The organism is Acidocella sp. C78 (assembly GCF_907164655.1).
The window spans coordinates 36,899-50,863 of sequence record NZ_CAJQZK010000085.1 but is presented as its reverse complement, the minus strand read 5'-3'; the positions used below and the strand labels follow the sequence as shown (position 1 = coordinate 50,863).

The following is a 13,965-nucleotide window of genomic DNA, read 5'->3' as shown; positions in this document are numbered from 1 at the left end:
TTGTTCCACTGCTTGTAAACCCCGCCGCCGCGGCGGATAAGCAAGACATGCCCGAAACAGGTTTCCAGACCGCTAACGACGGCGCCGCGTTGCACGCGATCGGCCTGATGAGCGGCACCTCGCTCGACGGGGTCGACGCCGCGGTGATCCGGACCGATGGCGAGCGCATCCTCGCCACCGGCCGCTCGGCGACTCTGTTCTACGAAGAGCCGCTCCGCGCCCGGCTGCGCGCCCTGCTCGATGCCGCTCCAGGGCTTGCCGCCGACGACCCGGAACTCCGCGCGCTCGACCGCCTGCTGGCCGACCGCCATGCCGAGGCGGTGGCGATGGTGGCGAGCCGGGCGGATGTGGTGGGGTTCCACGGCCAGACCATCCTGCACGACCCCGACCGGCGGCGGACCTGGCAGATCGGCGATGCGGCGCATCTCGCGCACAAGACGCGGCTGAAGGTAGTGCATGATTTCCGCGGCGCCGATGTCGCCGCCGGCGGGCAGGGCGCGCCGCTGGCGCCGCTGTTTCACGCCGCCCTCGCCGCGGCGCTGGAGAAGCCGCTGCTGGTGGTCAATATCGGCGGGGTCGCCAACATCACCTGGCTCGGGCCGCGGGGCGAGGTGCTCGCCTGCGACACCGGCCCCGGCAACGGCCCGCTGGATGACTGGGTGCGGCTGCGCACCGGCGCCGCCTTCGACGCTGACGGCGCCATGGCCGCCGCCGGACGGGTCGATCAGGCGCGGCTCGCGCGGCTGATGGACGATCCCTGGTTCGCGAGGCCGGCGCCGAAATCGCTCGACCGGCTGCACTTCTCACCCCGCCTCGCGCACGCGATGGAGGGATTGTCCGCCGAGGACGGCGCGGCACTGCTCGCTTCCTTCACCGCCGCTTCGATCGCGGCCGCGCCGCTGCCGGCGCCGCCGCTGCGCGTGCTGGTGGCCGGCGGCGGGCGGCACAATGCCGCGATCATGGACGCGCTGCGCCGGCACTTCGCCGCCCCGGTCGAGCCGGTCGAGGCGGCGGGTTGGGATGGCGACGCGCTGGAGGCGCAGTGCTTCGGGTTTCTCGCGGTCCGCGCCCTGCGCGGGCTGCCGCTCTCGCTGCCGGAGACGACGGGCGTGCCCGCGCCGCTCGCGGGCGGGCGGATCGTCCGGCCCGGTCCAGAGGCGGAATAGTAAGCCGAACAGGAAGCGGCCGGCTCAGCCGCCGGAGCGCGCGGCCTTGCGGGCGGCAGGCTTAGCCTTGGTGGCGGCCGCCTTCGGCTTCGCAGCGGCCTTCGGCTTCGCGGCTGGTTTCGGCTTGGCGGCGGCTTTCGGCGCCGCCGCGTCCTTCGACTTTGCTGCCGGCTTGGCGCCCTTGCGGCCGCGCGGCGCCAGCGTCTTGCCCTTCTCGGCGAGCAGGGCGACCGCCTCGTCCAGCGTCACCGCGCCGAGTTCGCTGCCGCGCGGCAGGGTCGCGACCGTCTTGCCGTGCTGGACATAGGGGCCGAAGCGGCCCTTGCGCGCGGTCACGCTCTCGCCGTCCTTCGGGTGCGGGCCGAGATCGCGGATGCCTTCCTGCTTCTTCGCCAGCACCATCACCGCGCGGTTGAGGCCGACGGCCAGCACGTCGTCATCCTTGTCGAGCGAGGCGAAGATCGGGCCCATCTTCACATAGGGGCCGAACCGGCCGATGCCGGCCTGGATCTCCTGCTTCGTCTCCGGATGCACGCCAACCACGCGGGGCAGCGAGAGCAGGCCGATCGCCTGGTCCAGCGTGATCGTCTCGCCGCTCATGCCGCGCGGCAGGGCGGCGCGGCGGGGCTTCGCCTTCTTGTCCTCCGGGTCCGGCTCGCCGAGCTGGACATAGAGGCCATAGGGGCCGCGCCGCAGCGTGACCGGAATGCCCTCGGCGGTCTCGCCGAGCAGCTTCATCCCGTCGCGCAGCTGGTCGCCCTCGTCCTCGCCGCCCTCGACGGCGAGGCGGCGGGTATACTGGCATTCGGGATAGTTCGAGCAGCCGATGAAGGCGCCGAAGCGGCCGAGCCGCAGGCCGAGCCGGCCGCTGCCGCAGGCCTGGCAGACCCGCGGGTCGGACCCGTCCTCGCGGGCGGGGAAGAAATGCGGCCCGAGTTCCTCATCCAGCGCGTCGATCACGTCGGAGATCTTGAGATCCTTGATCTGCTCGACGGCGCCGGAGAAATCGGCCCAGAAATCCCGCATCACCGCCCGCCAGTCGAGCCGGCCATCCGAGACCTCGTCGAGCTTCTCTTCAAGATTGGCGGTGAAGCCGGTCTCGACATAGCGGGCGAAGAAGCTGACCAGGAAGGCGGTGACCAGCCGGCCGCGATCCTCGGGAATGAAGCGGCGGTTCTCCATCCGCACATAGTTGCGCTCGCGCAGCACGGTCAGGATCGAGGCATAGGTCGAGGGGCGGCCGATGCCGAGCTCCTCCATCCGCTTGACCAAGGTGGCCTCGGAAAAGCGCGGCGGCGGCTGGGTGAAATGCTGTTCGGCGGCCACCGGCCCGCCGGCGAGCGGATCGGATTTCGCCATCGGCGGCAGCAGCCGCGCGGTTTCGTCCTCCGGGTCCTCGTCCATCCCCTCGCGGTAGAGCTTGAGGAAACCGTCGAAGGCGAGGATCGAGCCGGTGGCGCGCAGCGTGGTGCCGGCGCCATCGGCAAGCTCGACCGTGGTCTGGTCAAGCTCGGCCGATTGCATCTGCGAGGCCAGCGCGCGCTTGTAGATCAGCTCGTAGAGCCGCGCCTGCTCGGGCGAGAGGTGGCGGGCGGCGCGCTCGGGGGTGAGGGTGAAATCGGTCGGGCGAATCGCCTCGTGGGCTTCCTGCGCGTTCTTCGCCTTCGACTGGTATTCGCGCGGCGCGGCGGGCAGGTAGTTCGCGCCGAACGCGTCCTTCACCTGCTGGCGGGCGGCGGTGATCGCCTCGCGCGCCATCTGCACGCCATCGGTTCGCATGTAGGTGATCAGGCCCACCGTCTCGCCGCCGATCTCCACACCCTCGTAGAGCTGCTGGGCGGTGCGCATGATCGCCTGCGCCGTCATGTGCAGCTTGCGCGAGGCGTCCTGTTGCAGGGTCGAGGTGGTGAAGGGCGGCGGCGGGTTGCGGCGGACGCGCTTCTTCTCGATCGAGACGACGCTGAACGCGCCGCGCTCCACCGCCGCCTTCGCCGCATCGGCGGCCGCCTTGTCGGCGAGGTCGAACTGGTCGAGCTTGCGGCCGTCGAGATGGGTGAGGCGGGCGCGGAACGGCGCGCCGGCCGGGGTGCGGAACTCGGCCTCGATGGTCCAGTATTCGCGCGGGCGGAACAGCTCGATCTCGGCCTCGCGCTCGCAGATCAGCCGCAGTGCGACCGACTGCACGCGCCCGGCGCTCTTGCTGCCGGGCAGCTTGCGCCAGAGCACCGGCGAGAGGGTGAAGCCGACCAGGTAGTCGAGCGCGCGGCGGGCGAGATAGGCCTCGATCAGCGGGGTGTCGAGGTCGCGCGGGGCGCGGAGTGCGGCCTGCACCGCCGACTTGGTGATCTCGTTGAAGGTGATGCGGTGAACCTGCTTGCCCTTCAGCACGTTGCGCGCCTCGAGCATGGCGCGGACATGCCAGGAAATCGCCTCGCCCTCGCGGTCGGGGTCGGTGGCGAGGTAGAGCGTGTCCGCCCCTTTCAGCGCCTTGGCGATGGCGGCCACCTGCCGGTCGCCGCGGGCGTCCTCCTCCCACGACATCGCGAAATCCTCGTCCGGGCGCACCGAGCCGTCCTTGGGCGGCAGGTCGCGGACATGGCCGAAGGAGGCGAGCACGGTGAATCCGTCGCCGAGATATTTGTTGATCGTCTTGGCCTTGGCCGGAGATTCGACGACGACGATGGCATTCATGTTCAGCGCGGTGTCCCGTTCAGCACTCTGAGAGCAGACAGACCCGGTTGCCCGGCAGGGTTTCGAGCCGGCCGGCGAGTTCGAGTTCGGCCAGCACGGCAACGATGACCGGTGTGGAGAACTGGCAGTGCCGTGACAGTTCGTCAACACTGACGGGGCTGGCGGAGAGCAGCTTGCGAATTTCGCGCCGGGCGCGGTCGAGCACCTCGCTGGTCTCGGGCGGTGCCGCCGCCGGTTCGGCGAAGCCCGGCCGCAGGGCGGGTTGCCGGGCGCCGGCAAAGGGCGCGCCGGGGGTGAGCGGCAGGTTGGCGAGGATGTCGGCGGCGGATTCGACGAGGCCGGCGCCCTGGCGGATCAGGTCGTTGCCGCCGCGGGCGCGCGCATCGAGCGGCGAGCCGGGCACGGCGAAAAGCTCGCGGCCGTAATCCAGCGCATAGCGGGCGGTCAGCAGGCTGCCGGAGCGCAGCGCCGCCTCGATGACGACGACGCCGAGGGCGAGGCCGGCGATGATGCGGTTGCGCTTGGGGAAATGCCGGGCGAGCGGCGCGGTGCCCGGTGGTGCCTCGGCGATGACCGCGCCGGCCTCGGCGATCCTCGCCTGCAGGTCCCGGTGCTCGGGCGGATAGATCACGTCGAGCCCGCCGGGAATGGCGGCGATGGTGCCGCCCTCGCGCAGTGCCGCCGCGTGCGCCGCGGCGTCGATCCCGCGGGCGAGGCCCGAGACCACCGGATGCCCGGCGGCGGCGAGGTCGCCGGCGATGTCGGCGGCGATCCGCCGCCCATTGGCCGAGGCGTTGCGCGCCCCGACCACGGCGACGACCGGCCGGCGCAGCAGGGCGATGTCGCCCTTCACCGCGATCACCGGCGGCGCGTCCGGCAGCAAAGCGAGCAGCGGCGGATAGTCGGCATCGCCGAGAAAGAGCAGGCTCGCGCCGAGTTCGGCGTGGCGGTCGAGTTCGCGGCGGATCTCGGCGAGGCTGGGACTGCGCAGGCCGCCCCGCCGCCCGCCCTGGCGGGCGAGGCCGGGCAGCGCGTCAAGCGCCTCCTCGGGGCTGGCGAAGCGCTCGCGCAGGCGGCGGAAGGTCTGGGGCCCCACGCCCTCGGTGCGGATCAGGCGCAGAAGCGTCGCCGGATCGCTCACGCCGAGAGCCTGATCCTCGGCTCGGTGCCGTCGCGCAGCCGCGCGATGTTCGCCCGGTGCTTGAACACGACGAGGGCGGCGATGGCGAGGGCGACCAGCGCCGCGTGGCCGCGCCCGGCGAGCAGGGCGAGAAGCGGGGCGGCGGCGAAGGCGGTCAGTGCTGCGAGGGAGGAAATCTTCCGCCAGAAGGCCATGCCCAGCCAGATCAGGCAGCAGGCGGCGCCGACGGGAAAGGCGAGGGCGAGCAGCACGCCGAGGCCGGTCGCCACCCCCTTGCCGCCGCGAAAGCCAAGCCAGGCCGGGTAGAGATGGCCGATCACCGCGAACAGGGCGGCGAGATCGGCGGCGGCGCTGCCGGCATGACCGGCGAGCAGCACGGCGGCAGCACCCTTGCCGCCATCGAGCAGCAGGGTCAGGGCGGCGAGGCTCTTGCGCCCGGTGCGCAGCACGTTGGTCGCCCCGATATTGCCCGAGCCGATCCGCCGCACATCGCCAAGCCCGGCCGCCCGGGTCAGCAGCAGGCCGAACGGGATCGAACCGAGCAGATAGCCGAGCAGGGCGTAGAGCGCGATCATCCGCGCACCCGCCGCCCGGCCTTCCACGTGCCGGTGACCACACCCTCGACCGGCCGTCCGTCGAAGGGCGTGTTCTGCGCCTTGCCGGGCAGGGCGCCGGCCTCGATCCGCCAGGGGCGCTCGGGGGCGAAGAGGCAGAGATCGGCCGCTTCACCACGGGCGATGCGCCCGGCATCCAGCCCGAACAGCCGGGCCGGCCGGTCGGTCAGCAGCGAGAGCGCCGCGATCAGCCCGAGCCCGCCGGACTGCACCTGCGCCAGCGTCACCGCGAGCAGGGTGGCGAGCCCAGCGCCGCCGGGGGCGGCCTCGGCGAAGGGCAGGCGCTTGTCGTCGGCGTCGCGCGGCTGGTGGTCGGAAACCACGGCGTCGATCGTGCCATCGGCGAGGGCGGCGCACACCGCGAGCCGGTCGGCCTCGCTGCGCAGCGGCGGCGAGAGTTTCGCATAGGTGCGGAAATCGCCGATCGCGTTCTCGTTGAGGTCGAAATAGGGCGGCGCGGTGTCGCAGGTGATCGCGAGGCCCCGGCGTTTCGCGCCGCGGATCAGGTCGAGCGCCTCGCCGGTCGAGACATGCGCGAAATGCACCGCGCCGCCGGTGAGTTCGGCAAGGCGGATGTCGCGCGCGACCATCATCGCCTCGGCGCAGGCGGGGATTCCGGGCAGGCCCATCAGCGTCGCCCGCGCCCCGGCGGTCGCCGCACCGCCGGCGGCGAGGCTCGGCTCCTCGGGATGCTGCACGATCATGGCGCCGAAGCCACGCGCATAGGACAGGGCGCGGCGCATCAGCCCGGCCGGGCCGATCGCCCGCGCGCCATCGGAGAAGGCGACCGAGCCGGCCGCGCGCAGCAGGCCGTATTCGGCGATCATCTCGCCCTTGCAGCCCCGCGTCGCTGCGCCGTAGGGGCGATGGTGAGCCGGCCGGTCGCCGCGCCGGCGCCGGCCAGCGCGCGGACCAGGGCGGGGTCGTCGGTGGCGGGAATATTGTCCGGCAGCACGGCGATGGTGGTGATGCCGGCGGCATTGGCCGCCTCGGCGGCGGTGGCGATGGTCTCGCGGTATTCGTAGCCGGGCTCGCCGAGCGAGGCGCGGGCATCGACCAGGCCGGGGCAGAGGATCTGCTCGGCGGCATCGACGATCACCGCGCCATCCGGCCGGCCGAGGCCGGCGCCGAAATCGGCGATGATGCCGTCGCGGACCAGCAGGTCGCCCACCGCATCGTGGCCGGTGGCGGGATCGACGATCCGCGCGCCGCGGATCAGCGTGTCGGGGGGCGTGTCATGCATGGACGAGCGCCGTCCTGGCCAGCACGTCGAGCACCGCCATGCGGATGGCGACGCCCATCTCCACCTGCTCGCGGATCACCGAGCGGGCGGCGTCGTCGGCGACCTGGCTGTCGATCTCGACGCCGCGATTCATCGGGCCTGGATGCATCACCAGCGCGTCCGGCTTCGCCACGGCGAGCTTGGCGGCGTCGAGCCCGTAGAAGGTGAAAAATTCGCGCGCGCTGGGAATCAGCCCGGCGCTCATCCGCTCGGTCTGCAACCGCAGCGCCATCACGATGTCGGCGTCGCGCAGGCCTTCGCGCATGTCGTGGAACACGCTGGCGCCGAACTGGTCGATCCCCGCGGGGATCAGCGTCGGCGGGCCGACCACGCGCACCCGGCTGCCCATCGCGGTGAGCAGCAGCAGGTTCGAGCGGGCGACGCGGGAATGCGCGATATCGCCGCAGATGGCGACGGTGAGGCCCGCGAGCGTGCCCTTGTTGCGGCGGATCGTCAGCGCGTCGAGCAACGCCTGGGTCGGGTGTTCGTGCATCCCGTCGCCGGCGTTGATCACCGCGGCATCGACCTTCTGGGCGAGCAGGGCGGGCGCGCCGGAGGCCTTGTGGCGGACCACCAGCAGGTCGCAGTTCATCGCGTTCAGCGTCGCCGCGGTATCGAGCAGGGTCTCGCCCTTGGAGACCGAGGAGGTCGAGACCGACATGTTGATCACATCGGCGCCGAGCCGCTTGCCGGCAAGTTCGAAACTCGTGCGGGTGCGGGTGGAATCCTCGAAGAACAGGTTGATCAGGGTTCGCCCGCGCAGCACGTCCCGCCTTGTCTTGCCCGACCGGTTGAGCAGCACATAGCTCTCGGCGAGGTCGAGCAGGGCGGAAATGTCGCGCGGGTGAAGGCCTTCGATTCCCAGGAGATGTCGCGTCGGCAACCGCATGACGGTCTCCTTACAGCCCCGCCGCGCCGGCGGGAAGAGCGCGGTCTACTGGCTGGCCCATATGATGCGCTGGAGTGCGACGACCGCCTCGGCCGGCAAGTCGCGCGGCGGGACGGCGGGGTTGAGCCCGCCAAGGTCGATCCGCGAGATGGTGCGGCGGAGCAGCCGGCCGGGGACGAGGCCGCCCGACGCAAGACGGGCCACCACGAGATCGCCCATCCGCACCGGCGCATCCGGCGAGACGATGACGACATGGCCGCGCCGGCAGACCGGCTCCAGCGACTCGTCCTCCACCGCGAGGGCGAAGAGATGCGGATCATCGACGATGCCGATCTCGGCAATGACCCGTTCCAGACGCCGCCAGCCTGTGCCGCCGGGATAGCCCTCTTCGTCGAAGGCCCCGCCATCGGCCGCGCCGAGGCCGATCACCGGCACCGCGCCACAGACCGTGCCGGGCTGGGCGGCGTCGGACCCTCCGAGCGCTTCGGGCGGCGGTTCGTCAGGCGTTGCGGGCTCTGCTTCCGCCGGCGGTTCGTCGGGGATCATCGCGGCTGGTGCCGCGTCAGTAATCGCGGCTGGTGCCGCGTCAGTAATCGCGGCTGGTGCCGTGTCAGTAATCGCGATGGCGCTGCCGGCGGCCAGTGCCGCGAAGGTTTCGAACCCGGTCTGGCTGGCGGCGAGGATCTTGGCGATGCTCTCGGTCGATGGCCAGCGCAGCCGCCCATCCGGCGCGCGCCGCTTGGAGGGGTTGAAACTGGTCGGGTCGAGCCCGGCGCTGCGCGCGAGGGCGGAGGCCGAGAGCCCGCGCTGCGCCGCCAGGGCGTCGATCGCACGCCAGATATCGTCATGCTGCATCGCGTTGTTCTTAACGGATTTACCCGGTTTGGGAAGAAAGATTTGCGGTAAACGAACAGTTAACTATTGCGTCGAATACAACCTGTGGTTATCTTGTTCTTGTTTTGTTCACATCGGCCAGCCCGGCCGGTGGTCACGCTGAGGAGACAGACCATGGCTTTCATCCTGCGCAACCTTTCCGTCCTCGCCTATGCCAACGGCTTAACCCTCTGGCACTACCGCGCGGGGGAGGGGGCGCTGGACACGCTCGGGGATGTCGGCTTCTTCGGCCCGGCCGCCGACCTGATCGCGCCGGGCGACATCGTGATGGCCTCGGGCGCCGCCGGGGCGCGGATGGGGGCGATCGCCCGCAGGGGCGACCAGCTGGTCCTGGCGCCGATGTGAGCGGGAATGCGGCGCCCCGCGCGCCGATTGCCCCGCTGCCGCGGCGGGTCTATTGAACGGGGCATGGCCATCACGCTCGCCCTCTGCCAGACCGAGGGGCGGTTCGCCGATCCGGTGGCCGCGCTCGACCTGCTCGCCGCCGAGGCGCGGGAGGCCGCCGCCGCCGGCGCCGACCTGCTGGTGCTGCCCGAATTGTTTCTCTCCGGCTACAATCTCGGCGCGGCGCGGGCCCGCGCCCTCGCCCTCGACCCCGAGGGGCCGGAACTGGCCCGGGCGCGGGAGATCGCGGCCGCGCACGGCATCGCGCTCTGTCTCGGCTTCCCCGAGCTTGTGGGCGATGCGGTCGCCAACAGCGCGGCGCTGATCGACGAGGCCGGCGGCGTGCGGCTGATCTATCGCAAGGCGCATCTCTTCGGCGATCTCGACCGCGACATGTTCGCCGTGCGCGGCGAGGGGTTCCCGCTGGTCGCCTGGCGCGGGCTGAGCCTTGGTGTGGCGATCTGCTACGACATCGAATTCCCCGAAACCGCGCGGGTGATGGCGCTGGCGGGGGCCGATCTCGTTCTGGTGCCGACGGCGCTGATGCCGCCCTATCACGTGGTGGCGGAAGCGCTGATCCCGGCCCGCGCCTACGAGAACCAGGTCTACATCGCCTATGCCAATCGCTGCGGCCGCGAGCCGGGCCTCGACTATATCGGCCAATCCTCGATCTGCGGGCCGGATGGCGCGGTGCTGGCCCGGGCCGGGGCGACGCCGACGAGGCTGATGGCGCGGATCGACCCTGGCCATCTGGCCGAAACCCGCCGGCGCGACACGCTGCTGGCCGACCGCCGGCCGGTGCTCTACGGCGCCATCGCGGCCTGCTAGCGCCGGCGCAGCAGGACGACGCGGTTTGAATTCGTGCCGCGGGTGAAATTGCTCACCCCCCAGCAATTCGACGTCTTGGTGAAAAGCTGCCGGTTGACCAGCACGCCCAGCCGCTCGAACGGCAGCTCCGCCGCCGCCTGCCAGACCTGCCGTTCGAGCAGGATGCGCCTGCCCCGCACCTCGCCCACCTCGAAGGCGACATGCCCGCCCGGCCGCACCAGCCGCGCCAGCTCGGCGAGCACCCGCCGGACCATCGCCGTCCAGCCCGCCGCGCCGCGGTGCTGGCCGAGCGCCGCGGCGCCGGCATCGAGCCCGGCGAACCAGCAGCGCAGCCAGTTGTCCGCCGCGTAGTCGACGACATCGAGAAATGGCGGCGAGGTGACGGCGAGCGCGACCGCGCCGGCGTCGAGCGGAACATCCCAGGCCGGTCCGGTGGACAGGCGGGGCCGCGCGCCCTGCGGCACCGCGCCGTCGCGCAGCAGGGTGCGGGATTTGCGCAGGATCAGCGCGGCGATATCGCGCTCCGGCGGCGCGCGGCCGAGCCGGGCGTTGATCCGCAGCTGTGCCGCGACCGACACCGCCTGGTTGGGCGGCATCGAGCGGCCCGAGAAGAAGCCGGGGGAATGGCCGGCGAGCCGGTTGATCGCCACCATGCGAATCCAGTCCACGACCGGATCGGGGCTGTCGTCGCCCGGCGGGGCGCGCTCGCCGATCCAGTCCCGCAGCGCCTCGAGCCGGGCCATGGTCGCCGGGTGGTAGAAGGCGAGCAACTCGGGGCGGCGGACCGCGCCGCGCGACCAGTCGACGCCGCGCAGTGCCGCCTCGACCGCGTCGGTCCCGACCGGTCGCAGCCGCGGGCGGCATAGCATCGCCGCAAGCCCGCTGATGTCGTTGCCGCCGGCCCGGCGGCCCATCAGCGCGGCCTGCAACGGCGTGGTGCCGCGGCCCATGAACGGGTCGAAAACGAGGTCGCCGGGCGCGGTGAGGCGGGCGATGAAGAATTCCGGCAGTTGCGGCTTGAAACAGGCGCGATAGGAAATCTCGTGGATCGCATGCGCCTGGCGCTGCCCGGCGGTCCAGAACGCATTGATGAAATAGTCGATTCCCTCGGCGCGTTCGTGGCTCGTCGCGCTGCCGAGCGCGGCGAAGTCGAGAATGTCGCGAACCAGGGCAGAGTCCGCGGCAGAGGCGGGCTGCGTTTGGCGCATGGCACGACCATATCAGCGCGGCCGCACGGCACCAAGCGGAGAGATCGCGGCGCGCCGCGGCCGACATGGGGCAGCCGACATGGGGAAAATGACATCAAGTCTTCATTTGTCTCCACGATGCCGCCTGTTAGAGCATCATCCGATCAGATGGACTCATCTGATCGGATAAAGATGCTCTGAATATCAATATCATAGAGCACTACATCCGATCCGGATGGATCGGAAAGTGCTCTAGAAGCGCGCGTCACGAACGGCCGCCGCCGTTCGGGGCTCCCGCGACTACCCGATGGGATGATCCTGTCCGTTTTGGCAGGGATACAACCATTATCAACAGGATAAAGTCAGATGCCCGGCAGGCGGGGCCGGACGTTGCCCTAACAAAACAAGAGTGGGAGCTATCCGTATCGTTTCCGGCTCGCGAACCGTTCGCGAAATGGTTTGTTAACGCCGTCCGCCTATTGCTGCCCTGGCCGCGCTCCGGGTTCGCGGCAGCACGTCCACCAACTCACGACAGGTCGCCATGTCAGCTCTTGCCGATAAAACGCCATCGCCCGACCGCCCCGGATCGCGCTCCGAGACGCGATCCCTGCCGCCCGAGGACCGGCTGCTCTGGCCGCAGCTCTTCCCCTATCGCCGCCACCGCGGGCGTGACGCGGGTCTCCCCACCCGTCCAGCGCTCCCGCAGGAGCGCGAGAGCGAGGACACCGCGGCGTAAGGCGTGTTCCCGGCCGTGCCGGTCAGCTCAGGTCCAGGCTTCTTCCCAGGTGCCGACCGTCGACGCCTTGCTGTATTCGGTGGCGCGGTTCTCGAAGAAATTCGCGTGCTCGACCGCGTTGAGCATCTCGTCGAGCCAGGGCAGCGGGTTCTTGTCGACATGGAAGAGCGGGTCGAGCCCGAGCTGCAACAGCCTGCGGTCGGCGATGTAGCGGATATAGCGCTTGACCTCGGCGCCGGTCAGCCCCTCCACCGCGCCAAGCTCGAAGGCGAGGTCGATGAAGGCGTCCTCATGCTCGACGATGGTGGCACAGCACGTATAGAGTTCCTGGCGCAGCGTCTCGGTCCAGATTTCCGGATTCTCGGCGACGAAGGTGCGGAACAGCCGGATGATCGACAGGCAGTGCAGGCTTTCGTCGCGCACCGACCATGAGACGATCTGGCCCATTCCCTTCATCTTGTTGAAGCGCGGGAAGTTCAGCAGGATCGCGAACGAGGCGAAGAGCTGCAACCCCTCGGTGAAGGCGCCGAAGGCGGCCAGCGTCTTGGCGATCTCGTGCTTCGAGTCGACCCGGAATTCCTGCATGTAGTCGTACTTGTCCTTCATCTCCTTGTATTTGAGGAAGGCCGAGTATTCGACTTCGGGCATGCCGATCGTGTCGAGCAGATGCGAGTAGGCGGCGATGTGGATGGTCTCGATGTTCGAGAAGGCCGAGAGCATCATCAGCACCTCGGTCGGTTTGAACACCTGGCTGTAATGCTTCATGTAGCAGTTGTTCACCTCGACATCCGCCTGGGTGAAGAAGCGGAAGATCTGGGTGAGCAGGTTGCGCTCGCCCTCGGTGAGGTTCTTGTGCCAGTCCTTCACGTCATCCGCGAGCGGCACTTCCTCCGGCAGCCAGTGGACGCGTTGCTGGGTCAGCCACGATTCATAGGCCCAGGGGTAGCGGAACGGCTTGTAGACCGGGTTTTCGGTCAGCAGGTCGAAATGCGCCGGCGTCTCCACCGGAATGGGGGCGGCGGTATCGGGCAGGGTGACGGACATTCGGGACGATCCTTGCGGGCGTGAGAGACAGACATCAGGCGGTGCGGCCGGCGGCGAGGGTGGCGAGCGACCCCTGACGGCGGGGCGCGCAGACGCCCTCGCTTCATCGTCAGGATCACTTGGCCGCGATGGCCGACCCTCGTCATCACCGGTCTGATTCGCTGACCCCAGTATGGGGGCAGGGCCATGATCCGGCAACCCGCCAGCGCGAAACTTGATCCGGTTTTTCACCCCATGTTGTAGTCATGGAGTATTTATCCACAAGATGTTGTGGAGAGCGCGGCGGCCCGGGCCAGGGTTCAGTCCTGTGCCGGCAGCCTGTCGGCGGCATTGGTCCGGCCATGCGCGGCGAGCAGCTCGTCATATTGCTGCGGCGGCAGATAGTCGGCGAGGACCTGCATCGGCAGGCCATCGGCGCGGATCCGCCCGCCCTCCAGCCAGAGCAGCCGGTTGCACCATTCCACCAGGATCGAGGGGCTGTGGCTGGCGAGCACGAGAATGTCGGCATGGCGCACCATGCCCTCGACCCGCGCGCGCGCCTTTTCCATGAAGGCGGCGTCGCCGGCGAGAATCCACTCGTCCATCAGCAGGATCTCGGGGGGAAACGCCGTCGCCATCGCGAAGGCGAGGCGCACCACCATGCCGGAGGAATAGTTGCGCACCGGCAGATCGAGGAACTGGGCGAGTTCGGAGAAATCCTCGACATCCGCCTCCAGCCGGTCGATCTCCGGGCGCGGCAGGCCGAGAAAGCGCCCGCGCAGGCGGATATTCTCCCGCCCCGTGAGGTCGGGGTTCATCCCCTGCCCGGGGTCGAGCAGCGATTGCAGCCGCCCCTCCATCGACAGTGCGCCGGCGGTCGGCTGGTAGATGCCCGAGAGCGCGCGCAGCAGGGTGGTCTTGCCCGAGCCGTTCGAGCCGATCAGCCCCAGCCGGTCGCCGGTTTTCAGCGAGAAGGAAATGTCGCGCAGCGCCTGCACCACCGGGCGGCTGCGCCGGTCCTGGGCGAAGCGCGAGGAGGCATGGCCGAGCAGGGTTTTCTTCAGCGACCGGCTGTCCCCGTGATAGAGCGGGAAATCCACCGAGATGTCGAAGGCGGTCAGATATGCCAT

Annotated in this window: 12 protein-coding genes and 1 pseudogene; 4 read left to right on the top strand and 9 right to left on the bottom strand. The window is 70.2% G+C overall.

The genetic code is table 11. The annotated features are described in order from the left end of the window. Positions 1-89 precede the first annotated feature (89 nt). On the top strand, positions 90-1,166 hold the full coding sequence (locus tag ACIDOCELLA78_RS91615) for an anhydro-N-acetylmuramic acid kinase (RefSeq protein WP_201729138.1): 1,077 nt from the start codon (positions 90-92) through the stop codon (positions 1,164-1,166). 24 nt (positions 1,167-1,190) lie between these two features. On the opposite strand, the gene topA is transcribed toward ACIDOCELLA78_RS91615, so the two are convergent. The 6 genes and pseudogenes from topA to ACIDOCELLA78_RS91585 form a co-directional block, all read right to left on the bottom strand. Next, positions 1,191-3,857 carry a type I DNA topoisomerase gene (topA, locus tag ACIDOCELLA78_RS91610; RefSeq protein ID WP_201729122.1) on the bottom strand — a complete coding sequence of 889 codons (2,667 nt, stop codon included), beginning with the start codon at positions 3,855-3,857 and terminating at the stop codon, positions 1,191-1,193. A 19-nt stretch (positions 3,858-3,876) separates the two neighbouring features. Further along, on the bottom strand, positions 3,877-4,998 hold the full coding sequence (gene dprA / locus ACIDOCELLA78_RS91605) for a DNA-processing protein DprA (protein WP_201729121.1): 1,122 nt from the start codon (positions 4,996-4,998) through the stop codon (positions 3,877-3,879). Then, positions 4,995-5,573 (bottom strand): glycerol-3-phosphate 1-O-acyltransferase PlsY, encoded by a 579-nt coding sequence (plsY, locus tag ACIDOCELLA78_RS91600; RefSeq protein ID WP_201729120.1) that lies wholly within the window; start codon positions 5,571-5,573, stop codon positions 4,995-4,997. The genes dprA and plsY overlap by 4 nt, the downstream gene beginning before the upstream one ends. After that, a pseudogene (locus tag ACIDOCELLA78_RS91595) lies at positions 5,570-6,855 on the bottom strand (dihydroorotase). Before ACIDOCELLA78_RS91595 ends, plsY begins: the two are co-directional and overlap by 4 nt. Then, a complete protein-coding gene (locus tag ACIDOCELLA78_RS91590; protein ID WP_201729119.1) occupies positions 6,848-7,783 on the bottom strand; it encodes an aspartate carbamoyltransferase catalytic subunit in 936 nt (311 codons plus the stop codon). Before ACIDOCELLA78_RS91590 ends, ACIDOCELLA78_RS91595 begins: the two are co-directional and overlap by 8 nt. A 45-nt stretch (positions 7,784-7,828) precedes the next feature. Next, positions 7,829-8,638, bottom strand: coding sequence for a helix-turn-helix transcriptional regulator (locus ACIDOCELLA78_RS91585; protein ID WP_201729118.1), 810 nt, complete (start codon positions 8,636-8,638; stop codon positions 7,829-7,831). Positions 8,639-8,791: 153 nt separating this feature from the next. Between ACIDOCELLA78_RS91585 and ACIDOCELLA78_RS91580 the strand changes: the two genes are divergently transcribed. Next, positions 8,792-9,022 carry a hypothetical protein gene (locus ACIDOCELLA78_RS91580; RefSeq protein WP_201729117.1) on the top strand — a complete coding sequence of 77 codons (231 nt, stop codon included), beginning with the start codon at positions 8,792-8,794 and terminating at the stop codon, positions 9,020-9,022. Between the two features lie 63 nt (positions 9,023-9,085). Then, complete coding sequence (locus ACIDOCELLA78_RS91575) at positions 9,086-9,889, top strand: carbon-nitrogen hydrolase family protein (protein ID WP_201729116.1); 804 nt, start codon at positions 9,086-9,088, stop codon at positions 9,887-9,889. On the opposite strand, the gene ACIDOCELLA78_RS91570 is transcribed toward ACIDOCELLA78_RS91575, so the two are convergent. After that, positions 9,886-11,097 carry a DNA methyltransferase gene (locus tag ACIDOCELLA78_RS91570; RefSeq protein ID WP_201729115.1) on the bottom strand — a complete coding sequence of 404 codons (1,212 nt, stop codon included), beginning with the start codon at positions 11,095-11,097 and terminating at the stop codon, positions 9,886-9,888. The two genes, ACIDOCELLA78_RS91575 and ACIDOCELLA78_RS91570, sit on opposite strands and share 4 nt — an antisense overlap. A gap of 520 nt (positions 11,098-11,617) precedes the next feature. Between ACIDOCELLA78_RS91570 and ACIDOCELLA78_RS91565 the strand changes: the two genes are divergently transcribed. Next, complete coding sequence (locus ACIDOCELLA78_RS91565; protein WP_214006285.1) at positions 11,618-11,812, top strand: hypothetical protein; 195 nt, start codon at positions 11,618-11,620, stop codon at positions 11,810-11,812. Positions 11,813-11,839: 27 nt separating this feature from the next. Here ACIDOCELLA78_RS91565 and ACIDOCELLA78_RS91560 read toward each other — a convergent pair whose 3' ends face one another. Together ACIDOCELLA78_RS91560 and ACIDOCELLA78_RS91555 are read right to left on the bottom strand one after the other, a co-directional pair. Next, entirely contained in the window at positions 11,840-12,856 is a 1,017-nt protein-coding gene (locus tag ACIDOCELLA78_RS91560) for a ribonucleotide-diphosphate reductase subunit beta (protein WP_201729114.1), read from the bottom strand. Positions 12,857-13,155: 299 nt separating this feature from the next. Further along, positions 13,156-13,965 carry an ABC transporter ATP-binding protein gene (locus ACIDOCELLA78_RS91555; protein ID WP_201729113.1) on the bottom strand — a complete coding sequence of 270 codons (810 nt, stop codon included), beginning with the start codon at positions 13,963-13,965 and terminating at the stop codon, positions 13,156-13,158.

Excerpts from the sequence above, each read along its gene's own strand:
- topA (WP_201729122.1), bottom strand. The coding sequence starts at position 3,857 with ATGAATGCCATCGTCGTCGTCGAATCTCCGGCCAAGGCCAAGACGATC.
- plsY (WP_201729120.1), bottom strand. The coding sequence starts at position 5,573 with ATGATCGCGCTCTACGCCCTGCTCGGCTATCTGCTCGGTTCGATCCCG.
- ACIDOCELLA78_RS91590 (WP_201729119.1), bottom strand. The coding sequence starts at position 7,783 with ATGCGGTTGCCGACGCGACATCTCCTGGGAATCGAAGGCCTTCACCCG.
- ACIDOCELLA78_RS91585 (WP_201729118.1), bottom strand. The coding sequence starts at position 8,638 with ATGCAGCATGACGATATCTGGCGTGCGATCGACGCCCTGGCGGCGCAG.
- ACIDOCELLA78_RS91580 (WP_201729117.1), top strand. The coding sequence starts at position 8,792 with ATGGCTTTCATCCTGCGCAACCTTTCCGTCCTCGCCTATGCCAACGGC.
- ACIDOCELLA78_RS91575 (WP_201729116.1), top strand. The coding sequence starts at position 9,086 with ATGGCCATCACGCTCGCCCTCTGCCAGACCGAGGGGCGGTTCGCCGAT.
- ACIDOCELLA78_RS91570 (WP_201729115.1), bottom strand. The coding sequence starts at position 11,097 with ATGCGCCAAACGCAGCCCGCCTCTGCCGCGGACTCTGCCCTGGTTCGC.
- ACIDOCELLA78_RS91565 (WP_214006285.1), top strand. The coding sequence starts at position 11,618 with ATGTCAGCTCTTGCCGATAAAACGCCATCGCCCGACCGCCCCGGATCG.
- ACIDOCELLA78_RS91560 (WP_201729114.1), bottom strand. The coding sequence starts at position 12,856 with ATGTCCGTCACCCTGCCCGATACCGCCGCCCCCATTCCGGTGGAGACG.
- ACIDOCELLA78_RS91555 (WP_201729113.1), bottom strand. The coding sequence starts at position 13,965 with ATGGCATATCTGACCGCCTTCGACATCTCGGTGGATTTCCCGCTCTAT.